18 protein-coding genes are annotated in these 21,566 nt (G+C 68.1%); 7 read left to right on the forward strand and 11 right to left on the reverse strand.

Translation table 11 applies throughout. The annotated features are described in order from the left end of the window. Positions 1-22 precede the first annotated feature (22 nt). The 11 genes from mtgA to mpl all read right to left on the reverse strand — a co-directional run bounded on the left by mtgA (position 23) and on the right by mpl (position 14,883). On the reverse strand, positions 23-757 hold the full coding sequence (mtgA, locus tag ACVN9Z_RS10220; protein WP_006388590.1) for a monofunctional biosynthetic peptidoglycan transglycosylase: 735 nt from the start codon (positions 755-757) through the stop codon (positions 23-25). Positions 758-761: 4 nt separating this feature from the next. Continuing rightward, positions 762-1,625: a shikimate dehydrogenase gene (gene aroE, locus ACVN9Z_RS10225; RefSeq protein ID WP_006388591.1), complete on the reverse strand. Its 864-nt coding sequence runs from the start codon at positions 1,623-1,625 to the stop codon at positions 762-764. Then, positions 1,622-2,521, reverse strand: coding sequence for a TonB family protein (locus tag ACVN9Z_RS10230; protein WP_080981541.1), 900 nt, complete (start codon positions 2,519-2,521; stop codon positions 1,622-1,624). The genes aroE and ACVN9Z_RS10230 overlap by 4 nt, the downstream gene beginning before the upstream one ends. 38 nt (positions 2,522-2,559) lie before the next feature. Next, positions 2,560-3,648 (reverse strand): ABC transporter ATP-binding protein, encoded by a 1,089-nt coding sequence (locus tag ACVN9Z_RS10235; RefSeq protein WP_024067676.1) that lies wholly within the window; start codon positions 3,646-3,648, stop codon positions 2,560-2,562. Beyond that, positions 3,641-5,419 (reverse strand): ABC transporter permease, encoded by a 1,779-nt coding sequence (locus ACVN9Z_RS10240; protein ID WP_024067677.1) that lies wholly within the window; start codon positions 5,417-5,419, stop codon positions 3,641-3,643. The genes ACVN9Z_RS10235 and ACVN9Z_RS10240 overlap by 8 nt, the downstream gene beginning before the upstream one ends. A gap of 148 nt (positions 5,420-5,567) precedes the next feature. Then, positions 5,568-6,665: an ABC transporter substrate-binding protein gene (locus tag ACVN9Z_RS10245; RefSeq protein WP_054448726.1), complete on the reverse strand. Its 1,098-nt coding sequence runs from the start codon at positions 6,663-6,665 to the stop codon at positions 5,568-5,570. Positions 6,666-6,862: 197 nt separating this feature from the next. Beyond that, on the reverse strand, positions 6,863-9,349 hold the full coding sequence (locus ACVN9Z_RS10250) for a sensor histidine kinase (RefSeq protein ID WP_149894805.1): 2,487 nt from the start codon (positions 9,347-9,349) through the stop codon (positions 6,863-6,865). After that, positions 9,336-10,007 (reverse strand): response regulator transcription factor, encoded by a 672-nt coding sequence (locus ACVN9Z_RS10255; RefSeq protein ID WP_006388597.1) that lies wholly within the window; start codon positions 10,005-10,007, stop codon positions 9,336-9,338. Before ACVN9Z_RS10255 ends, ACVN9Z_RS10250 begins: the two co-directional genes overlap by 14 nt. Before the next feature lie 879 nt (positions 10,008-10,886). Further along, positions 10,887-12,794, reverse strand: a complete 1,908-nt coding sequence (locus tag ACVN9Z_RS10260) for a ribonuclease catalytic domain-containing protein (protein WP_149894806.1) — start codon at positions 12,792-12,794, stop codon at positions 10,887-10,889. Positions 12,795-12,859: 65 nt separating this feature from the next. Next, entirely contained in the window at positions 12,860-13,462 is a 603-nt protein-coding gene (locus tag ACVN9Z_RS10265) for a YqiA/YcfP family alpha/beta fold hydrolase (protein WP_024067679.1), read from the reverse strand. A 50-nt stretch (positions 13,463-13,512) separates the two neighbouring features. Then, positions 13,513-14,883 carry a UDP-N-acetylmuramate:L-alanyl-gamma-D-glutamyl-meso-diaminopimelate ligase gene (gene mpl / locus ACVN9Z_RS10270; RefSeq protein ID WP_054443806.1) on the reverse strand — a complete coding sequence of 457 codons (1,371 nt, stop codon included), beginning with the start codon at positions 14,881-14,883 and terminating at the stop codon, positions 13,513-13,515. A 96-nt stretch (positions 14,884-14,979) separates the two neighbouring features. On the opposite strand from mpl, the gene ACVN9Z_RS10275 reads away from it, so the two are divergent. From ACVN9Z_RS10275 to ACVN9Z_RS10305, 7 genes are all read left to right on the forward strand, one after another. Next, a complete protein-coding gene (locus tag ACVN9Z_RS10275) occupies positions 14,980-15,510 on the forward strand; it encodes a TlpA family protein disulfide reductase (RefSeq protein ID WP_006388601.1) in 531 nt (176 codons plus the stop codon). An 89-nt stretch (positions 15,511-15,599) separates the two neighbouring features. Further along, a complete protein-coding gene (aroQ, locus tag ACVN9Z_RS10280; protein ID WP_006388602.1) occupies positions 15,600-16,034 on the forward strand; it encodes a type II 3-dehydroquinate dehydratase in 435 nt (144 codons plus the stop codon). Positions 16,035-16,122: 88 nt separating this feature from the next. Continuing rightward, positions 16,123-16,584, forward strand: a complete 462-nt coding sequence (gene accB, locus ACVN9Z_RS10285; protein ID WP_006388603.1) for an acetyl-CoA carboxylase biotin carboxyl carrier protein — start codon at positions 16,123-16,125, stop codon at positions 16,582-16,584. Positions 16,585-16,593: 9 nt separating this feature from the next. After that, positions 16,594-17,940, forward strand: a complete 1,347-nt coding sequence (gene accC / locus ACVN9Z_RS10290) for an acetyl-CoA carboxylase biotin carboxylase subunit (RefSeq protein WP_006388604.1) — start codon at positions 16,594-16,596, stop codon at positions 17,938-17,940. Positions 17,941-18,042: 102 nt separating this feature from the next. Further along, the gene (prmA, locus tag ACVN9Z_RS10295) at positions 18,043-18,969 is read left to right on the forward strand and encodes a 50S ribosomal protein L11 methyltransferase (RefSeq protein ID WP_458213369.1); all 927 of its coding nucleotides are present in this window, start codon (positions 18,043-18,045) and stop codon (positions 18,967-18,969) included. 25 nt (positions 18,970-18,994) lie between these two features. Continuing rightward, positions 18,995-20,407 (forward strand): DUF3426 domain-containing protein, encoded by a 1,413-nt coding sequence (locus ACVN9Z_RS10300; protein WP_149894807.1) that lies wholly within the window; start codon positions 18,995-18,997, stop codon positions 20,405-20,407. 12 nt (positions 20,408-20,419) lie between these two features. After that, positions 20,420-21,361: a carbohydrate kinase family protein gene (locus ACVN9Z_RS10305; protein WP_024067683.1), complete on the forward strand. Its 942-nt coding sequence runs from the start codon at positions 20,420-20,422 to the stop codon at positions 21,359-21,361. Positions 21,362-21,566: the final 205 nt, after the last annotated feature.

A 21,566-nucleotide genomic window follows, 5' to 3' on the forward strand; every position in this document is an offset into this window, starting at 1 on the left:
GTCCGGATGGCGGGTTTCCGTATCAGGGGATGTCGACCATCTGCATCCGCCGGGTCAGGGTGTACACGCGCGAGTTCAGGTAGTTGGAATTGCGGTGGCTGTCATAGAAGCGCGGATTGGGCAGCATGGCCGCCAGACGGGCCGACTGGCTGGCTCCCAGGTTGGCCGCCGGCACGTTGAAATAATGCCTGGCGGCCGCCTGGGCGCCGAACACGCCGGTGCCCCATTCCGCCACATTCAGGTACAGCTCCAGGATGCGTTCCTTGGTCATGACGTGTTCGATCATGTAGGTCAGCACCAGTTCCTGGCCCTTGCGCAGGTAGCTGCGGGAGCTGGACAGGAACAGGTTCTTGGCCAGCTGCTGGGTGATGGTCGAGCCGCCGCGCATCTTGCTGCGTCCGGCCGCTTCCTGTTTCTGGTTGTATTCCCAGGCCTTGCGGATGGCATCCCACTCGACGCCGTCGTGTTCCGTGAAGTTGGAATCCTCGGACGCCACCACCGCCCGCTTCAGGTTGCGGTTGATCTTGTCATAGGGCACCCACTCGTACTTCAGCTGGAAATCGGGGTTGCCGTCGCGCAGGCGCGCCAGTTCCTCGCGCATGATGGCGCTGCTGCCGGGGTTCTGGTAGTTGTACCAGACCACCAGCCCGAACAGCCAGAACTGGTAGAGCAGCACCGCGCACACCAGCGCCATCAGCGTGCCGGTGATGATACGGAACCAGGAGCGGCGCTTGCCGCTCTTGCCGCGGGCGGCCATGCCCTCAGGTCCCGGCCATGAGCGCCTCGCGCAGCGCCGTCAGCACCGGGGCGGGATCGGGCCGCACCCCGTGCCAGATGAAGAAACTCTCGGCCGCCTGGCCGACCAGCATGCCGAGGCCGTCGGCCGTCAGCGCGGCGCCATCCTGGCGCGCCTGGCGCATGAACGCCGTCGGCTGGGCGCCGTACATCATGTCGTAGGCGGCGGCGCCTTCGGCGTACAGGCCGGCGGGCAGCTCGGGGGCGGCGTCCTGCAGCCCGCTCGCGGTGGCGTTGACGACCAGGTTCCAGCCGCCGGGCAGGGCGGCATCGGGCAGGCCGCCGGCGGTAACGCGGGTCTGCGGCTCGGCGCCCGTCTCGCGCCAGCTTTCGGCCAGCTCCAGGGCGCGGGCAGCCGTACGGTTGACGATATGGATGCGGGCGCAACCGGATTGCGCCAGCGGTTGCAGCACGCCGCGGGCGGCCCCGCCCGCGCCCACCAGCAGCACCGAGGCGCCGCTCAGGCGCACGCCCAGGCGCAGCAGGTCGGAAACCAGGCCGACGCCGTCGGTGTTGCACCCGTGCCAGGCGCCGTCGCGCCAGGACAGGGTATTGACCGCGCCCGCCAGCCGCGCGCGGCTGGACAGATGCCCCGATGCCAAGGCATAGGCTTCCTGCTTGAACGGCACCGTTACATTCAGCCCCAGGCCGCCCTCGGCGGCGAACCCCGCCACGGCCGCCGTGAAGCCGTCCACCGGCGCCAGCAGGCGCTCATAGCGCAGCGGCTTGCCGGTCTGGCGGGAAAACAGGGCGTGGATCTGGGGCGAACGGCTGTGCGCGATGGGGTTGCCGATCACGGCATAGCGGGCAAGAGGGGGCGCCTCGGTCATGGGGCTTCGGTTTCCAGGGTGTCGTTGACGAAATGCCAGGTGCGGGTGATGACCAGCACATCGGTGTCGCGCGCGATGTCGGGCGGGAACGGCGGAAACGGCGCGGCCAGTTGCACGATGCGGCGGGCGGCCTGGTTCAGCACCGCGTGCGGCGACGGCTGGTCGATCTCGACATTGGCGATGCTGCCGTCGGCCCGCACCGATACGGTGATGCGCAGCGAACCGTAGATGCGGCCGCGGGCTTCGTCGGGATAGTGCTGGGTGCCGACCGCCTCGATGCGCGCGCGCCAGGCATCCAGGTAGGCGGCGTAGCGCGAGGCCTGGGCGGAGGGCGCCACGAACTGCTTGCGCGGTTCGGCGTTGTATTGCTGGACCTTGGCCGCCAAGGCGGCGACCTGGGCGTTCTGGATGACGCTGGCCTGGTCCTCGGCGTCCTTGCCCCGCTCGTTGCCGTCTGGCCAGGGGTTGACGGCCTGGCGCTCGGCGCCGGCCTTGTCGGCGGCCCGCAGCTGGGTCATCAGGCGGGTCTGCTCGGCCTCCAGCTGGACCTGGCGCTTGCGCATGGCCTCGAGCACGATGGTCTCGGCCGAGGCGCCGGTCTGGGGCAGCGGGGTGGTGGCCAGGCCGCGTTCGGCGTTGCCGCCGCCGCTCATCTGGTTCTGCGCCTGGGCGCGCGGCGTGTCGGGCGGGGTTTCGCTGCGCGCATTGAGCAGCACGATTTCCAGGCTGGTGGCCGGCGGGCGCGACAGGGCGGGCGCGCCGAAGCGCCACGCCAGCGCGCCGGCGTGCACCAACAGCGAAATCGCGATGCCGATGCGCAGGTAGTGCTGGGCGGGCGCGCCCAGCCACCGCAGCGGCCGGCTCAGCGGGAAGGGGGAGTCAGCGAGGCGTTGCACGCACGCATTGTAGAGCCACTCCGCCCGCCGCCGTCACCCTACTTGGCCGGGCGCGGGAACACCCACACCTTGCCGGCCGGCAGCGCCAGGCGGCAGGGGCCGGGTTCGCGGCCCTCGGGGCCGTAGGCGCGCAGCGCCAGGGTATTTGCCGGATCCGCGTCGGGGGTGCGGAACAGGTATTCCCAGCGGTCGCCCAGGTACATGCTGGTCAGCAGCGGCATGTCGATGTGGTTGCCGTCGGGATCGTCCGCCAGGCGGACCTGTTCGACCCGGATCACGGCGGTGGCGTCCTGGCCCGCGGCCACCCCTTCGCCGGCCTGGCCCCACAGCGCCCAGCCGCGGCCCTCGATGCGGGCGCGGCCGTCGCGCACTTCGGTGACCTTGCCATCCAGGCGGTTGTTGCTGCCCATGAACTCGGCGGTGAACAAGGTCTTGGGCGCGCCGTACATCTCCTGCGGCGTGCCCTGCTGCTCGATCTTGCCGTTGTTCAGCAGCAGGATGCGGTCGGAAATCGCCATGGCTTCGCTCTGGTCATGCGTCACCATCAACGCCGACAGGCCCAGGCGGATGATCAGCTCGCGCAGGAAGGCGCGGGCCTCCTCGCGCAGCTTGGCGTCCAGGTTGGACAGCGGCTCGTCCAGCAGGATCACGGGCGGGCTGTACACCAGGGCGCGGCCGATGGCCACGCGCTGCTGCTGGCCGCCGGACAGCGCGTGCGGATGGCGCTGGCCCAGTTTGCCCAGGCCGAGCTGGTCCAGCACCGCCTGCACGCGTTCGCGCACTTCGCCCGACGGCACCTTGCGCAGCTTGAGCGGGTAGGCGACGTTGTCGAACACGGTCTTGTGCGGCCACAGGGCATACGACTGGAACACCAGGCCGAGATTGCGCTCTTCGGCCGGGATCTCCTGGCGCGCCGCGCCGTCGTAGACGGTGCGATCGCCGATGGTGATGCGGCCGCGCTTGGGGCCTTCCAGGCCGGCAACGGCGCGCAGCAGGGTGGTCTTGCCGCTGCCCGAGGGGCCCAGCAGCGACACCACTTCGCCCTGGCGCAGTTGCATCGACACGCCCTTGAGCACCGGGTTGTCGCCGTAGTCCAGGTGCAGGTCTTCTACAGAAAGCTCAATCATGAAGTTTGACTCCGAATCGCAGGGCGATGCCCAGGCCGATCACGACCAGAACGATATTGATGAAGGAAAGCGCGGCCACGATGTCGATGGCGCCCGAGGCCCACAGCGACACCAGCATGGAGCCGATGGTCTCGGTGCCGGGCGACAGCAGGTAGACGCCGGTGGAGTATTCACGCTCGAAGATCAGGAACATCAGCAGCCACGAACCGATCAGGCCGTACTTGGCCAGCGGCACGGTGACGTGGCGCGTGACCTGGCCGCGGCGCGCGCCGGCGCTGCGGGCGGCTTCTTCCAGTTCGGGGCCGACCTGCAGCAGCGTCGACGAGATCAGCCGCAGGCCGTAGGCCATCCACACCACCGTGTAGGCCAGCCACACGCTGAAAATGGTGCTGCGCATGGCGCGCAGCCATTCGACGAAGTTCTCGCGCGCCCACTCGGCGAACGGCAGTCCCGACAGCCAGCCGCCCAGGTCGGCGTCCAGCGCGTTGTCCAGCCACATCGGCACGAACAGGAACACCCACAGGAAGGCCAGGCCCGCCAGCAGGCCGGGCACGGCGCGCGGCACCAGCACGCTGTAGTCCATGAAGCGCGTGACGTTGTCCGGCTTGCGGTGCATGGCCAGGCCGACGAAGGTGTAGCAGATCACCGCCAGCGCGCCGCCGAACACGCCGATGGCCACCGAGTTGACGATCGCGCGCATCAGGTTGGGTTGCGAGAACACGGTGCGGAACGCGTCCAGCGACAGCACGTCGAACAGCGACACGCCCATGCCCCAGTTGGACACGAAGGCGCGCAGCAGCACGCCCAGCAGCGGCACCACGATGGTGACCAGCAGCCAGAACGCCACCACGCCGCCGGCCACCCAGCGCCACTTGCCCAGCGGCAGCGGACGGGCGCGCGAGGCCTTGCCCTTGACGGTGACGAAGCGGTTGGCGGTGCGCATCAGGCGGCGCTGCAGCATGACCAGCGGAATCGTCATGCAGATCAGCACCACGGCCACCGCGGCCATCAGGTGGTACGAGGGGATGCCGAGCTTGTTGGTCAACTTGTACAGGTAGGTGGCCAGCACCAGGTTGCCTTCGGGGTCACCCAGCACCAGCACCAGGCCGAACACTTCCAGGCCCAGGAAGAACAGCAGCACGGTGGCGTACAGCATGGCCGGCCGCACCATCGGCAGGCTCACCGACACCATCACGCGCAGCGGCGAGGCGCCGCTGACGCGGGCCGCCTCCTCGACGTCCGAGCCCATGCTGCGCAGCGCCGACGAAATGTACAGGTAGGCGTGCGGCACGTGCGTCAGGCCGGCGATGATGACGATGCTGGTCAGCGAATAGACGTTCCAGGGCACGAAGCCCAGGATGTTCTGCGCCCAGGTCGAGAAGAAGCCGACCGGGCCCGCCGCCACCACGTAGCCGAAGCCCAGCACCATTGGCGACACGAAGATCGGCACCAGGATCAGCGGTTCGATCCAGCGCCGGCCCGGCAGGTCGGTGCGGATCATCAGGAACGCCAGCATGCCGCCCAGCGGAATGGCGATGATGGCCAGCCCGAACGCCAGGATGAAGCCGCTTTTCAGCGCCTTGTAGAAATCGGGGTCCGCGAAGATGAAGCGGAACGCGTCCAGGCTGAAGACCTTGGACGGCGTGAAGAAGGGCGCGGATAGAAAGCTCTGGATGATGATGAACGACAGCGGCACGTAGATGGCCAAGGCTGTGATCAGCACCACCACGCCGCGTGGCAGGGACTGCCATTTTCTGCGCAATGACTGCATGGGGAAATCCTGTTATCTCGATAGACGCGGGCCGCGCCCGTGGGCCATGAACACCCGGCCCGCGGGCGGCCTGGCGGGCGGCGGTGCTGCGCCCGCCCGCGTGCTTGCGGCCGGGGGCGCGCGGCCCCCGGCTGTACCGGCGACAGCCTTACTTGCCGGCGGCGGCGCGCCAGTCCTTGATGAACTGCAGGCGCTTGTTCTGCTCCAGGTAGTCGAGCAGGGTCTCGTTGACCGGGATCGGCTTGAGCGAGGCGCCCAGCTTCTTGGTCATGCCGTCAACGTCGTTGTCGCCTTCGATGTCGTCGCGGACCGACGCCAGGTCGGCCTGGTTGGCCATGATTTCCTGGCCCTTCTGCGACAGCAGGTAGTCCATCCACAGCTTGGCGGCGTTGCGGTTCTTGGCTTTCTTGCTGATGAACGCCACGCGCGACAGCACCAGCGCGTAGTCGGTCGGGTAGGCCACGCCCAGCGACGGATCGGTCTTGGCGCGGGTCTCGGCGTACGAGCCCAGGATGTTGTAGCCGACCAGGTTCTCGCCCGACGACACGCGTTCCATCATGGTGCCGGTGGACGACTGCACGATCAGGCCGCCCTTGGCGATGTCCTTGAGCGTCTCGAAGTACTTGGGATCGTTGGCTTTGTCCTGCACCGCCAGCATGAAGCCCACGGCCGACTTCTCGATGTCGTAGGTGGTGACCTTGTTCTTGAACTTGTCCGGCTGGCTGGCGATCAGCTTGGCCAGGGCGCCGTGCGTGGTCGGCACTTCGTTGGCCGGGATCAGGCGCTTGTTGTAGATGAACACCGCCGGTTCGTAGGTGGTGCCGTAGGCCGAATCCTTCCACACCGCCCAGGCCGGCAGCTTGCCGATCTCGGGCGACTTGTACTGCAGCGCGTAGTCGGTGGCCAGCTTGAGCGCCGAGTCCATCGACGAGCTCCAGACGATGTCGCCGCTGCTGCCGCCCGCCGCCTGCTCGCTGATGTAGCGGTTGTACAGCTCGGTGCTGTTCATGTCGTTGTATTCGACCTTGACGCCGGGATACAGCGCTTCGAAGCCCTTGATGATGGGGCCAGCCGCCTTGGTGTCGGTGGTCGAGTAGATCACGACCTTGCCTTCCTTCTTGGCGCCGTCGAGGATCTTCTGGTAGTCGGCCGGGTAGCCCGCGGGCACTTGCTGGGCGTAGGCGCTGCCGGCGGCGATGACGAATGCAGCGGCGCAGGCGGCCGCCAGTCTGGACTTGGCAAGCATGTCTTGTCTCCGTTTGGAATTGGTATCGACAGGCGCATGGACCTGTTGGCGCCCATCTTAGGATTCGGCGTCTGTCGTCGTCCTGTCATGGGGCGACAGCCGGGGTAGGGGTAATCCCGGTGTTCGCGCAAGCGGCCGATCTTTTGGGGGCGGCCATTCGCCTGCCTTGCCGCGCGCGAGTCCGGGGCCGCCGCGTCCTACGGCCGTTCGGGCGTGTCGGTGACCAGCCGGATCCAGTTCTGCACGAAGCGCGAATGGCGCCGCTGGTCCAGCCCCACCAGCAACGCCGGCGACAGCACCACCGGCTGCACGATGCCCTGCGAGCGCGCCAGCACCGCCTCGGAAGTCCAGCGGCCGGGCGTGTCCTCCATGATCGAGCCGAGCGCCGCGTGGCTGGACGCCACCTGCTGGCCGGCAGGCGACAGCAGCCAGTCGACCAGCGCGCGCCCCAGGTCGGGGTTGGGCGCGCGCCGCGCGATAAGCACCGAGCGCGCCAGCACCAGCACGTAGTCCTGCGGGAACACCACGCCGATCTTCGCGCCCGCCGCCTGGCGCGACAGGGCGTACGATCCGAGGATGTTGTAGCCCAGGTCCATCTCGTCGTTCTCGATGGCGTCCAGCAGTTCGGCGGTGGTGGCCGACAGCCGCACGCCGACCTGGCCGAAGGCGTTGGCCAGGCCCCAGAAGTTCGACGACACCAGCTCGTCCTGCTCGGCCATCAGGTAGCCCACGCTGCTGCGCGAGATATCGTAGGTGCCGACGCGGCCATGCAGGCGCGCGCGGTCCTGCTCCAGCGTGCGCAGCAGGTCCTGGCGCGAGCGCGGCACGGTGGCTTCGCTGTAGCGCTTGGGGTTGTAGACGATCACGGCCGGCTCGAAAGTGAAGCCGTAGACCTCGTTGCGCCACACCGCCCACGATGGCAGCCGCGCGGCATAGGGAGAGGTGTAGCGCTGCGCGTAGCCGTCGTTGGCCAGGCGGATCTGCAGGTCCGAGGCCGAACTCATCAGCACGTCCACGTCCTTGAGGCGGTCCTCGATCGCCGCTTCGTACAGTTCGCGGCTGCCCATCTCGCGGTAGACCACGGTGACGTCGGGCCGCTGCGCCTGGAAGCCGAGGATCAGCGGCGCCACCACTGGTGTGTCGGTGGGGCCGGCAATGGTCAGCACGCGCGATGACGGCTGCGGCGCGGGATAGCGGGTGACGATCTCAGGGACCTCGGCGGCGCGCAAGTCTGCCGGCGCGGCGGACAGCAGCAGGAACGCCGCGCCGACTACGCCTATCCATCCCGCCAGCCCGCGTCCCGTCCGCGGGCGCGCCAGCGGCAGGATGACGCGCGCCGACAGGCCGCCGCCGGCCCGGTCCTGCAGCCATAGCGAGCCGCCGTGCGCTACCGCGACCGATCGCACGATGGCCAGCCCGAGGCCGGAGCCAGGCTGCGATTCACCGGTGCGCCCGCGCGTGAAGCGTTGCTGCACGGCTTCCTTTTCATCGTCGGCGATGCCGGGGCCGCGGTCGGACACCGTCAGCGCCACGCGATACCCCGCCACCGGCGTCGCCTGGATGTCGACGTTGCCCTGCGGCGCATAACGCAGGGCATTGTCCACCAGGTTGCGCAGCATCTCGCGCAGCGCCACGCGATCGCCCGCGATGCGGGCACGGCGCACCTCGGGGGCGATCTCGATGCGCAGGCGCTGCGCCTCCAGCGGCCCGATGCGGCGCCGGGTTTCGTTGATGGTCTCGGCCACGCCCACCGGCGCGCGCGCGCCCTTGCCCAGCCGGTGCGTGATGGTGGCGTCCATCAGCAGCTGGTTGATGAGCTGGCTGGCGTGGGTGGCATTCTGGTGGATGCGGCCCAGGCGCTCGTGCAGGCGCTTGGGGTCGGTTTCGTCCAGCGCCACTTCGGCCTGGGCGCGCAGCGAGGCCAGCGGCGTGCGCACCTGGTGCGCAGCATCGGCAACCAGGGTGTTGAGAGTGTCCATGATGCCGGACAGGCGTTGCATGAAGGCGTTCAGGGCCTCGACCAGGCGTCGCACCTCGGTCGGCACCGGCGTGACCAGCGGCGCCAGGTCATCCGGCGCCCGGTGCCGCAATTCGCCTTCGACCACGGCCAGCGGCGCGAAGGCGCGCTGCACGCCGAACCACAGCAAGCCCAGCGCGACCAGCGACACCACGATCAGCGGCAGCACGCTGCGGCCCAGGATCTCGTCGGCCAGCTCCTCGCGCGAGCCCAGTGTCTCGGCCACGCGCACGGTGACCCAGCCGGCGTGCTGGCTGGCTGACACCAGCCGTCCCACCGTGGCCACGCGCACCGGCTCATCGTGATAGCGCAGATAGGCGAACACCGGCGTGGCCGACTGCGCCAGCGGCAGGCCGGGCGCCAGGTCGGCATAGCCGGTGATGAGCCGGCCGTTGGACGCGCGGGCTTCGTAGAACACCCGTTCGCTGCCCGACAGCATGGCCAGCGACGATACCGGCGGTTCGACCGTGACGCCGTTGTCCTCGATCTGCACGGAGCCGGCAATCGTCAGCGCCGACGCCGCCAGCAGCCGGTCGAAGGCCTGTTCGGCGGCGCGTTGGGCATAGTCGCGCAGGAAGAACACCAGCCCGATGAGCGCGCAGGCGAGCAATGCCGCGCCCAGCGTGAAGACGCGGCGGCGGATCGAGAAGCTGTCAGGCAGGGTCATGGCTGCGGGCCTGGTAGCCGACGCCGCGCACGGTGACGATATCGATGGAGGCGCCGGCCAGTTTCTTGCGCAGGCGCGAGATCAGCAGTTCCAGCGCGTTGAGGGAACCGTCGTCCAGGTCGAACAGCTGGTTCATGAGCCGTTCCTTGGCCACGGTCTGGCCCAGCTTGCCCAGCAGGATCTCCAGCAGCCGGAACTCGCGCCGGCCCAGTTCCAGCGGCGCGCCGGCCAGCGTGACGTGGCGATTGGCCAGATCCAGGCTCAGGTTGCCGTAGGCGGTGACGCTGCTGGTCTGCCCGGCCGGGCGCCGCAGCAGGGCGCGCAGCCGCGCTTCGAGTTCGCGCAGGTCGAAGGGCTTGACGAGATAGTCGTCGGCGCCCAGGTCGAGCATGTCGATCTTGTCTTCGATTTCGGAACGGGCGGTCATGACCAGCACGGGCGCTTCCAGCCCGGCGGCGCGTAACTCGCGGATGACGCTGAAGCCGTCCTTGCCGGGCAGGTTGATGTCCAGCACCAGCGCATCCCATGTTTCGTCCAGCCCCCAGCGCAGCGCGGCGACGCCGTCGCGCACCCACTGTACGCTATGGCCCGCCGAACGCAGTTTGCTCTCCACGGCATCGCCCAGGTCGAGGTTGTCCTCGACCAGCAGAATGCGCATGTCCGTCCTCCGATATCGATTGTGATTTTTTCGGGAGTTTAACGGGAGGCTTTGGTGCTGTCGCTGTCGGGGGGGAAGTGGTGTTCTTTTGGCCGCCCGTGGCGTCGGCGGCCGGTGGGGCACGGGGCTACGATTGCGGTCCGGAGCGTTCGCTCCGGACTGCCCCATCGTCATCCTCGTACGCCTTCGGCTCCCTACGGATTCCCTCGGGCGCATCTACACGCCCCGCGCCCCACCGGCCGCCGACGCCACGGGCTACAGCGTGATCACTTCACCGGCGCGGGGGCGAATCGTGTGCTTGGCGTTTTGGTGGAAGATCTAGTCGGGACGGAAGATTTTGCGGGGCCGCCAAAACCGGCCGCGCGGGCGGCCGGTTTTGGCATTTAGGGGGAGGTCGGGCGAGATGCGGAGGAATCGGTGAGGCAATGCCAGAGGTGTTCCGCTTGGAGGAATCCGGGATGCATCGCCAAGCATCTTCCCCGTCAGCCGTTCTTCCTCAGATCAGGCGCGCGCCAAGCCCGTCACGCACACGCCAGCCCCCATCGCGCGCCGCCACTCTCCTCCCCCCGACTGGACGGCACCCCAAGCAAGCAACCCGTCACCCGCGCGCAGCGCCAACGCGCCAAGCCAAGACACCGCGTAAGTTGCGGGCGGCCGCCCGGGCGGCGGGCAACCTCGATGCGCCCGACGGAATCCGAAGGCAGCCGCCGGCAGGCGGCAACGAGGATGAGGCAGGGGGGGGCCGCCGAGGCCAGTCCGGAGCGAACGCTCCGGACCGCAATCGTGGGCGCCCGCCGCCCGGGCCGCCTGCCAGACGGGCGGCCTAAGAAAGCCCCCCGCCGCCAGCAGAAACAACCCAGCGACAAGCCAAATGCCGCCCTAAGCAGCAGCCTCTTCAGCCGCCGGCCCCACCTGCCCCACATACCGGCAATCCAGCTCCAGCGACAACTCATCCATCCCCAGAATCTCCACCTCCACCGCCGTCCCGCGCTCCAGCTCGGGCATCCCCCCGATCCGGGTGACGAGCGGGCAGTTGGCGAAGCGCACCAGGTCTTCGCGCAGCACGTGGGCGACCGTGCGGGTGATGTTGTGCTGCTTGAGCCAGCGCAGGCACCAGTAGCGCTCCATCGCGCTCTGGAACTCGGCCCAGGCCGCGTACTGCGCGTCGAACGCGCCGATGATCGCGAACAGATCCGCGTCGCGCGGTTTGAAGGGAGCCACCAGGCGCGCCGAGACGCCGTGCTCGACGGCGGCGATCAGTTGCCACTGGTTCACCAGGTCGACATAGCGGCGCAGCGGCGACGTGCTCCAGGCGTACTGCGGCACGCCGATGGCCTCGTGCGGCAGCGCCTGGGTGCTCATGCGCACACGGCCGGCCTGTTGCGAGCGGTAGATGCCCGGCACGCCGTGCTGGTTCAGCAGGCCGCCCCACAGGTTGTTGGCCAGGATCATGTACTCGGCCACCATCCGGTCCAGCGGCGCGTTGCGCTGGCGCGGCACCAGGCGCACCGGGGTGTCGGGATCGTCGGGGTCGCCGTCCAGGTAGAAGCTGTACTCCACCCGCGAATTGTTCTCGGGCTTGCCGCGCACGTTCTCGCGCTGCGCCGACAAGGCCTGCGCCAGCTTCCACAGCGGGCGCAGCCAGTGGCCGTAGGGCAGGTCAGTGGAGGTGTCGTTCAGGCTGTCTTCGGTGACCTGGGCGTCCAGCATGTTGTGGCGCAGGTTTTCGCGCACCACCACGCGCTCCAGGCGCGTGTCGGATTCGATGACCTCGCCGGTCTCCGGGTTGGCCACCACGTACAGCGACAGCACCGGCACCTCGCGGCCCGCGTCCAGCGAGAAGGCCTTGATGACGTTGTCGGGCTGCATCGGGATCTTGTCGCCCGGCATGTAGACTGTGGACAGACGCGCGCGCGCCAGCTTGTCGAATTCGCTGTCGCGCGTCACCGTCAGGCCGGGCGCGGCCACGTGGATGCCGACGCGCAGGTTGCCGTCGGGCAGGGTGGAAACCGACAGGGCGTCGTCGATCTCGGTGGTGGTGACGTCGTCGACCGAATAGATCTCGGCGTCCGACAGCGGCAGGTCACGGTCGATCGGCGGCAGTTCCAGCTCGGGAAAGGCCAGGCCCCGGGGAAAGTTCACCGCCAGGAAGCGGCGCTTGTGCAGCGCCAGGGCGTGCGGCCAGGCGCCCAGTTCCAGCAACAGGCGGTCGGGGCTCTTGCCGAGCCTGGCGCAGGCGGCGTCCAGCGCCTTCCATTGCTGCGAATTCTTGTCGGGCCGGATCAACAGCGATTCGGCGACCTGGGCGATGGGCTCGGGCAGGCGGCCGGCGGCCATCTCGTCCACCCATTCCTGCTGCTGCTCGGCCTGGCGCTGTTTCTTTTCCAGCGCGGCCAGGGCGGCGGCCAGGATGTCGGGCGGGGCAGGGCGGTAACTGCCCTTGCCGCGGCGGTGGAAATAGGCGGGCGCGCCATGCAGGCGCATCAACAGGGCGGCCTGCTCGACCGGGGTGGGGGCGTGGCCGAAATAGTCGGCCGCCAGGGCCGGGGACTCGAATTCCTCCTGGGGCGCGCATTCCCACAGGAATTGCAGGTCCAGGGTTTCGGCCAGCGCGGCCGCCTGGGCCATCAGCGCGGCGGGTTCGGGCGCGGCGAAATTGAACAGCGTATTGGCGCGCTTGATCTTGCTGCGCTTGCCCGACTCCGACTCCACCTGGAGGCTGGCGTCGGTTTCGGACAGGATATGGCCGGCCTTGAAGCTGCCGTCGTCTTCGTAAAACACATACATGGTGAGGGTCGTCCTGGGCGGCGCGCACGCGCCGCCTTGCGCAGCAATATAAAGAGTGTTGAGAGTTATCTGGGGTCGGTTGGAGCGCAGCCAAGGGCGAATTCGAGCACCTCGGGCATCCAGTCGGCGAAATCCGACAGGCCATGGTCGCTGCCGGCCACGATGCGCTGCCGGCAGCCCGCATAGCGGTCACGCATTTCGCGCCAGTCCAGCACCTCGTCTCCGGTCGCCGCCACCAGGAAATACCGGTCCGGCTGGCTGATCCGGCTGACGTGCAGGGCGGCCAGTTCCTCCACGTATTCGGGCAGGAACTGGAATGGCGCGTCGGAATGATACATGCGGTGTTCGCCCACCTGGGTCGCCAGGTCCCGCGCCGCCTCGACCGCCGGGTTGAGCAGCACCGCCTTGCAACCCAGTTGCTCGGCCAGCCAGGTCGCGTAGAAACCGCCCAGCGACGAGCCGACCACGGTCAGCGCGCGCGGCTCGGTGGCACGCGCCAGTTGCTGGCGGGCGATGCCCAGCGCCAGATCGATGGCCTCGCGCGGGCTGGCCGGCAATTGCGGGCAGGCCCAATCGCCTTCCCTCCCGCGCGCGGCCATGGCGTCGGCCATCATGCGGGCCTTGAACGACGTCGGCGAGGAACGAAAGCCGTGCAGGTAAAGGATCATTTCGTGCCTTTCCGAGGGATCTGCCTGATGCGCGGCGGGGGCGCGGCCCTTCAGCCGCGCGCCTCCAGGGCCGTCAACAGCTTGCCGTGGATGCCGCCGAAGCCGCCGTTGCTCATCACCAGCACCTGGTCGCCAGGCCGGGCGGCCTGCACGACGGCCGCCACCAGGGCGTCGATGTCATCGTAACTGGAGGCGCGGTCGCCCAGCGGCGCCAGCACTTCGGCCGGGTTCCAGCCCAGCGCGTGCTTGCCGGCGCGGGCGCCGAAGCAGAACACCAGGTCGGCGTCGCGCAGGGAATCGGGCAGCCGGGCCGCCATGGCGCCCAGCTTCATGGTGTTGGAACGCGGTTCCAGCACGGCCAGGATACGGGCCGGGCCGACCTGGCGACGCAGGCCTTGCACCGTGGTGGCGATGGCGGTGGGGTGGTGGGCGAAGTCGTCGTAGACCTTGACGCCGTTGACCGTGCCGCGCAGTTCCATGCGGCGTTTCACGCCGCCGAAACGGCTCAGGGCCGCCACGCCTTCGGCCGCCGGCACGCCGGCGTGTTCGGCGGCGGCCAGCGCGGCCAGGGCGTTCATGCGATTGTGCTCGCCGCCCAGGGCCCAGCGCACGGTTCCCACGGCGGCGCCATTGCAGCGCACCTCGAAGGCGCCGTCGGCATCGGGCGCGTCGGCCTGCCAGGCGCCGTCGGCGCCGAACGTGACGGTTTCGGACCAGCATCCGCGCGCAATCACCCGGTCCAGCGCGTCGGAGTGGGCGGGGCGGATGATGCGGCCGGAAGCCGGGATGGTGCGTACCAGGTGGTGGAATTGGGTTTCGATGGCCGCCAGATCCGGGAAGATGTCCGCGTGATCGTATTCCAGGTTGTTCAGGACGGCGGTGCGCGGGCGGTAGTGGACGAACTTCGAACGCTTGTCGAAGAAGGCCGTGTCGTATTCATCCGCCTCGATCACGAAGGGGCGGCGCGCGGGGTCGTAGCGCGCCGATACGTGCAGGTCCGGCGCGACGCCGCCGATCAGGAAGTTGGGGGCGAGACCCGCGACTTCCAGGATCCAGGCCAGCATCGAACTGGTGGTGGTCTTGCCGTGGGTGCCGGCCACCGCCAGCACATGGGCGCCGGGCAGGATGTTGTCGCCCAGCCATTGCGGGCCCGACACGTAGCGGGCGCCGGATTCCAGGATGGCTTCCATCAGCGGATTGCCGCGGCTGACCACGTTGCCGATCACGTACAGGTCCGGCTTGAGGGCCATCTGTTCGGGGCCGAAGCCCTCGATCAGCTCGATGCCCTGTTCGGACAACTGGGTGCTCATGGGCGGATAAACGCCCGCGTCGCAACCCGTGACCTTGTGGCCGGCGGCGCGCGCGATCAGCGCCAGGCCGCCCATGAACGTACCGCAGATGCCAAGAATATGCAGATGCATTGAAAAATCTCCTGCCTGCATTGTATATATAGGCAGCGGTCAAGCGTCGTCCAGGCCGCGGCGGCGCAAACCGGCCGCAACGGTTATGATCGCGCCATGAATCGACGCCTACTCCTTTCCGCCGCCGTGGCCGTGGCCGCCACGGTCGCGGGTGGCTACACCCTGCTGGGCCGCAACAAGCCCCAGCCCGCGGCGCCCGCCGCCGAGGATCCCGTCGCCGCCCTGATGCAGTTGCAATTGCCCGACCTGAACGGCGCGACCCAGTCGCTGGCCGCCTGGAAGGGCCAGCCCATCGTGGTCAATTTCTGGGCAACCTGGTGCGCGCCTTGCGTCAAGGAAATGCCCGAACTCGACGCGTTGCAGAAAAAATATCCGCAAATCAAGTTTGTCGGCATCGGCGTGGATTCTGCCGCCAACATGCAAAAATTTGTCGAGAAAGTACAGGTTTCCTATCCGTTGTGGGTCATCGGCGCCGGCGCCATCGATACCTTGCGCAAGCTGGGAAATCCGAGCGGCGGCCTGCCGTTTACCATTGTTTTCAACGCAGATGGCAGCATTAACCGGAAGATATTGGGTGAAATCCAGCCCGATGACCTCGACCGGACGCTCTCTGGTTTGAAGGCGTAAGTCTGTTGGACAAATAGTAGGAATTGGCGTAAAAAGCTGGTTTATCGGCTGTTTTGCCAACAATTGGCAATCCACTCATTGGCAAGCGCATGGCGCAAAACATACTGGTATTGCATGGCCCGAATCTGAACCTGCTCGGCACCCGGGAACCTCACATCTACGGCAGCCTCACGCTGTCCCAGATCAACGAGGGCCTGGAGCGGCTGGCCGGTGATTTGGGCGCCACGCTGAGCGCGTGGCAAGGCAATCACGAAGGCGCGCTGGTTGACCGCATTCAGGCGGCCCGGCAAGACGGCACCGATTTCATCATCATCAACGCGGCGGCATATACGCACACCAGCGTCGCGATCCGCGATGCGCTGGCCGGGGTCGCGATCCCATTTATTGAAGTACATTTGTCCAACCTGTATAAGCGAGAGCCCTTCAGGCATCACTCATACCTGTCCGACTTGGCGGTAGGCCTCATCAGCGGCCTGGGCGCGGACGGTTACGAAGCGGCTCTGCGTTACGCAGTGCGGCATTGATCTCGCACCAACTCTCAGCTTTTACATCTTATATGGCGCGGACCCGACGACCGGGACGTTGCCGACACTATCTCGGGAAGCAGCTTCTATGGACCTTCGAAAACTCAAAACCCTGATCGACCTGGTGGCTGAATCGGGCATCGCCGAGCTGGAAATCACCGAAGGCGAAGGCAAGGTTCGCATCGTCAAGTTCTCGCAGACCCTGCAGCCGGTGGCCTACCACCAGCCGGAAGCCGGCGTCGCCGTCGCCCCGGTTGCGCCCGCCGCCCCGGCCGCGCCCGCCGCCGCCGCGGCCGAAGCCGCTCCGGTGATCCAGGGCCACGTGGTCAAGGCGCCGATGGTCGGCACCTTCTACCGCTCGCCGAACCCGGGCGCCGCGCCGTTCATCGACGTGGGCCAGTCGGTCAAGGAAGGCGATCCGCTGTGCATCATTGAAGCCATGAAGCTGCTCAATGAAATCGAAGCCGACAAGTCCGGCGTCATCAAAGAAATCCTGGTCGAAAACGGCGAGCCCGTCGAGTACGGTCAACCCCTGTTCGTCATTGGCTGATAGCTGAAAATGTTCGAAAAAATCCTGATCGCCAACCGGGGCGAAATCGCCCTGCGCATTCAGCGCGCCTGCCGCGAGCTGGGCATCAAGACCGTGGTGGTGCACTCCGAGGCCGACCGCGAAGCCAAGTACGTGCGCCTGGCCGATGAATCCGTGTGCATCGGGCCCGCGCCGTCGCGCGAAAGCTACCTCAACATGCCGGCCATCATTTCGGCGGCCGAAGTCACGGATTCCGAGGCAATCCACCCGGGTTACGGGTTCTTGTCCGAAAATGCCGACTTCGCCGATCGCGTCGAAAAGAGCGGCTTCGTCTTCATCGGCCCGCGTCCCGACACGATCCGCCTGATGGGCGACAAGGTCAGCGCCAAGCGCGCCATGATCGAAGCCGGCGTGCCGGTGGTGCCGGGTTCCGAAGGCGCGTTGCCCGACGATCCGCAGGAAATCATCCGCGTTGCGCGCGAAGTCGGTTATCCGGTCATCATCAAGGCCGCCGGCGGCGGCGGTGGCCGTGGCATGCGCGTGGTGTACACCGAGGCCGCGCTGCTGAACGCCGTCACCATGACGCGTTCGGAAGCGGGCGCCGCGTTCAACAACCCGGAAGTCTATATGGAGAAGTTCCTCGAGAACCCGCGCCATGTGGAAATCCAGGTGCTGGCCGACGGCGGTCGCAACGCCGTGTGGCTGGGCGAACGCGACTGCTCCATGCAGCGCCGCCACCAGAAGGTCATCGAGGAAGCGCCGGCCCCCGGCATCGCGCGCCGCCTGATCGAGCGCATCGGCGACCGCTGCGCCGACGCCTGCCGCAAGATGGGCTACCGTGGCGCGGGCACGTTCGAGTTCCTGTATGAAAACGGCGAGTTCTATTTCATTGAAATGAACACCCGCATCCAGGTCGAACACCCGGTCACCGAGCTGATCACCGGCGTCGACCTGGTGCAGCAGCAGATCCTGATCGCCGCCGGCGAGAAGTTCACGCTGCGCCAGCGCGACATCACCTTCAAGGGCCACGCGATCGAGTGCCGCATCAACGCCGAGGATCCGTTCCGCTTCGTGCCCAGCCCTGGCCGCATCACCAACTGGCACACGCCGGGCGGCCCGGGCGTGCGCATCGATTCGCACGCGTTCAACGGCTACTTCGTGCCGCCGAACTATGATTCGATGATCGCCAAGGTCATCACCTACGGCGACACGCGCGACCAGGCGCTGGCGCGCATGCGCACCGCGCTGTCGGAAATGGTGGTGGAAGGCATTTCCACCAACATCCCGCTGCATCGCGAACTGCTGCAGGATGCCCGCTTCGTCGAAGGCGGCACCAGCATCCACTATCTGGAAAACAAGCTGGCCCAGCGTCCCTGACCAGCCGATAGCAGGGGGGCTCAGGCCCCCCTTTTACTGCCTTAACCGGCTGACCGGGCCGCGGCGTTTGCCGCGGCCCGTTGGCCAGATGGAAGAATCATCATGCGTGAACTCGTGCTCCACTGCCAGGAGGCGCAAGCCGAAGCCCTGTCCGATGCGTTGCTGGAGGCGGGCGTGCTGTCGGTGTCCGTCGAGGATGCCGACCTGGGCACCGATGATGAGCGTCCGCTGTTCGGCGAGCCGGGCACCGAACCCGACGTGCAGGCCTGGGAACGCAACCGCGTCGTGGCCCTGCTGCCGGACGGCGCCGATCCCGCGCAGATCATGGAAGAAGCCGCCGCGGCGGGCGAACTCGATCCCGCGCTGTTTGCCGGCTGGAGCCTGCGCGACGTGCCCGACGCCGACTGGGTGCGCCTGACGCAATCGCAGTTCGGCCCCATCCACATCGCCGAACGCCTCTGGATCGTACCCAGCTGGCACCGCGACAGCCCGGACGTGCCGGGCCTGGAAACGCCCGCCGCCGAGGACGGCGCCATCCACATCGAACTCGATCCGGGCCTGGCCTTCGGCACCGGCAGCCATCCGACCACGCACCTGTGCCTGGCCTGGCTGGAAGCCGAACTGCCCAAGGGCGCGACCCTGCTGGACTACGGCTGCGGCTCGGGCATCCTGGCGATTGCCGCGCGCAAGCTGGGCGCGGGCCCGACCCAGGCCGTCGATATCGACGCCCAGGCGGTGCAGAGCACGGTCTTCAACGCCGAGGTCAACCACGTCGAGCTGCAGGCCATGCTGCCCGACGGCCTGGCCGACGGCACCTTCGAGGTCGTGGTGGCCAACATCCTGTCCAACCCGCTCAAGGTGCTGGCGCCCATGCTGGCCGGCCGCGTGGCCGCCGGCGGCCACCTGGTGCTGTCCGGCGTGCTGGAACGGCAGGCCGAGGACGTGGCCGCCGCCTACGCGCCCTGGATCGCCATGTCGGTCTGGCGCGCCCGTGATGGCTGGGTCTGCCTGCACGGCCAGAAGGCCTGAGCCCGGTTCCGCAGGATCCCGCGCCATGGCCCTGACCACCCGCTGCCCGCAATGCGGTACATCGTTCAAGGTGGTGCCCGACCAGCTTCGGGTCCGCAACGGCCTGGTGCGCTGCGGCGCCTGCGCCACCGTGTTCGACGGCCGCGCCTGCCTGCTGCCCGAGACGGGCGCGGGCATGCCGGCCGCGGCCATTCCCGCTTCGAACACGCCAATCGCGGCGCCTGCGCCCGCCGCGTCGCAGGCGATCGCCGCGCCGGTCCTGGGGACGCCGCCGGCGCCGCCTGTCGCCGACGGGGCGCCGCCGCCGGTGCGGCGTCCGTCTGTCGAACCGCGCGAGGTCGCGCCCTGGGACGACCTGCCCGATGAGCCCGCCTCGCCGGGCATTCATCCGGGAGCCAGCGGCGCGTCCCCGGCCGCCACCCCGTCTGTCGCGCCGACCGATGAACCGGCCCCCCGGCCTCTCGCGTCCGCCGTGCCGCCCGCCGTGCTGCGCGGCCGCGACGACATCCGCCGCCGCATCGAACCCGACGCCGCGCTGGCGGAAGAGGGCGACGATGACGAAGACGAAAATGAAGACCTGGATCGCTACGACGACGAACCGCGCCTGAGCCATGCGCCGCCGCGCTGGCCGGCGCCGGCCGCGCCGCGCGACGAGCCCATCGTGGCGGTGCGCGACAGCGCGAACCACGAGGCGCCGCGCCATGCCCGGCCCGCCGAACCGGTATTCGTGGTGCGTGACGACGCGCGGCCCACGCCGCCCGGCGATGACGATGAGATCGGCCTGCGTCATCCCGATGACGATGACCAGGACGCCGACGACAGGCGCGACCTCGACGGCGCCGCCGAGCCGATCCTGGGAGACACGCGCACGCGCTATTCCAGCGCCACCGACGTCGGTCGCGCGCCGCCCGAATTCCTGGACCAGGATCGCCAGGAGCGCCATGGCCTGCTGCGCAAGCTGTGGGGCTACGCCTGCCTGATCGGCCTGCTCGCGCTGGGCTTGCAGCTGCTGTACGTGTACCGCATCGACATTGCCAATTCCGTGCCGGTGCTGCGGCCGGCGCTCGAAGCCGCCTGCAAGCCGCTGGGCTGCACGGTCGGTTACGCGCGCCGCCTGGAGCGCATCGCCATCTCTTCGTCGTCGTTACAGCCGCCCACGGGCGCGGCCGCCATCGATGACGGCCGCACGCGGCTGGTGCTGAACCTGGTGCTGCGCAATCGCTACGACAAGCCGCAACATTGGCCGGCGCTGGTGCTGGACCTGACTGATTTGTCGGACACGGTGGTGGTGCGCCGCGTGCTGATGCCCGAGAATTACCTGACGCCCGAACAACTGCGCGGCCCCTTCGGGCCGGCGGGCGAACTGAAGATTTCCGTGCCGATTGAAGTGACCGGTGTTCAAGTCAACGGCTATCAACTCGACAAGTTCTTTCCTTGAAGGATGACATTCATGGCGACCCCCGTTCTGGTCTGCGGTTCGATGGCGTTCGACACCATCGCGGTGTTCGAAGGCCGCTTCAAAGAGCACATCCTGGCCGACCGCATCCAATCCCTGAGCGTGTCGTTCCTGGTGCCCAGCATGCGCAAGGAATACGGCGGTTGCTCCGGCAACATTGCCTACAACATGAATCTGCTGGGCGGCAAGCCGGTGCCGGTGGCCACCGTGGGCGAGGACGCCGGTGAATACCTCGAGCGCCTGACCGGCCTGGGCATCGACGTGAGCCGCGTCAAGGTGGTGCCGGGCACGTTCACCGCGCAATGCTTCATCACCACGGACCTGGACGACAACCAGATCACCGCGTTCCACCCGGGCGCCATGTCGTTCTCGGCCAGCAATGACCTGAGCGATGCCAAGGCGAGCTGGGGCATCGTCGCCCCGGATGCCAAGGAAGGCATGTTCGCCCACGCCGAACGCCTGCACCGCAGCGGCATCCCCTTCATCTTCGACCTGGGCCAGGCCATGCCGCTGTTCGACGGCGCCGACCTGGAACGCATGCTCGGCCTGGCCCAGGCCCTGACCGTCAACGATTACGAGGCCGGCGTGGTCGAGCAGCGCACGGGCCGCAGCATGGCGGACATCGCCACCGGTTTGCAGGCGGTGGTCGTCACCCGCGGCGCCGAAGGCGCCACGCTGCTGACCGAAGGCAAGAGCTTCCAGATCGAACCGGTGCGCGCCACCCAGGTGGTCGATCCCACCGGCTGCGGCGACGCCCAGCGGGGCGGCCTGCTCTACGGCTTGACCAGCGGCTGGAATTGGGAAGACAGCTGCCGCCTGGGCAACGTCATGGGCGCCATCAAGATCGCCTCGCGCGGTCCGCAGAACCATGCCCCGTCGCGCGCCGAGATCGACGCCGTGCTGCACGCCACCTACGGCATCCACCTGCCGGCCTGAGCCCGTTTCGGGTTGACGATCCGGCTGCGGCGGGAACCCGGCCGCGTGGCAATGGTCGAATAGCCGGCAAAAACAGGCCGTGGCGGTTTAGCGCCGCGGCCGGTTCGCAAGCTGGTTTTCCGCCCGTGGCGGTGCGTTTCAGTGTGTTGCACGTTAGGCTGCCGTCCCCGTAGGGCGGAGTATTATCAGATCGTCGGCTGTGCCC

This window comes from Achromobacter sp. KK8 (assembly GCF_054188005.1).

Coding starts and splice junctions, on each gene's coding strand:
- ACVN9Z_RS10240 (WP_024067677.1), bottom strand. CDS start 5,419: ATGCAGTCATTGCGCAGAAAATGGCAGTCCCTGCCACGCGGCGTGGTG.
- prmA (WP_458213369.1), top strand. CDS start 18,043: ATGCGTGAACTCGTGCTCCACTGCCAGGAGGCGCAAGCCGAAGCCCTG.
- mtgA (WP_006388590.1), bottom strand. CDS start 757: ATGGCCGCCCGCGGCAAGAGCGGCAAGCGCCGCTCCTGGTTCCGTATC.
- ACVN9Z_RS10305 (WP_024067683.1), top strand. CDS start 20,420: ATGGCGACCCCCGTTCTGGTCTGCGGTTCGATGGCGTTCGACACCATC.
- ACVN9Z_RS10250 (WP_149894805.1), bottom strand. CDS start 9,349: ATGACCCTGCCTGACAGCTTCTCGATCCGCCGCCGCGTCTTCACGCTG.
- ACVN9Z_RS10245 (WP_054448726.1), bottom strand. CDS start 6,665: ATGCTTGCCAAGTCCAGACTGGCGGCCGCCTGCGCCGCTGCATTCGTC.
- ACVN9Z_RS10265 (WP_024067679.1), bottom strand. CDS start 13,462: ATGATCCTTTACCTGCACGGCTTTCGTTCCTCGCCGACGTCGTTCAAG.
- ACVN9Z_RS10275 (WP_006388601.1), top strand. CDS start 14,980: ATGAATCGACGCCTACTCCTTTCCGCCGCCGTGGCCGTGGCCGCCACG.
- accB (WP_006388603.1), top strand. CDS start 16,123: ATGGACCTTCGAAAACTCAAAACCCTGATCGACCTGGTGGCTGAATCG.
- ACVN9Z_RS10300 (WP_149894807.1), top strand. CDS start 18,995: ATGGCCCTGACCACCCGCTGCCCGCAATGCGGTACATCGTTCAAGGTG.
- ACVN9Z_RS10235 (WP_024067676.1), bottom strand. CDS start 3,648: ATGATTGAGCTTTCTGTAGAAGACCTGCACCTGGACTACGGCGACAAC.
- ACVN9Z_RS10260 (WP_149894806.1), bottom strand. CDS start 12,794: ATGTATGTGTTTTACGAAGACGACGGCAGCTTCAAGGCCGGCCATATC.
- accC (WP_006388604.1), top strand. CDS start 16,594: ATGTTCGAAAAAATCCTGATCGCCAACCGGGGCGAAATCGCCCTGCGC.
- ACVN9Z_RS10255 (WP_006388597.1), bottom strand. CDS start 10,007: ATGCGCATTCTGCTGGTCGAGGACAACCTCGACCTGGGCGATGCCGTG.
- mpl (WP_054443806.1), bottom strand. CDS start 14,883: ATGCATCTGCATATTCTTGGCATCTGCGGTACGTTCATGGGCGGCCTG.
- aroE (WP_006388591.1), bottom strand. CDS start 1,625: ATGACCGAGGCGCCCCCTCTTGCCCGCTATGCCGTGATCGGCAACCCC.
- aroQ (WP_006388602.1), top strand. CDS start 15,600: ATGGCGCAAAACATACTGGTATTGCATGGCCCGAATCTGAACCTGCTC.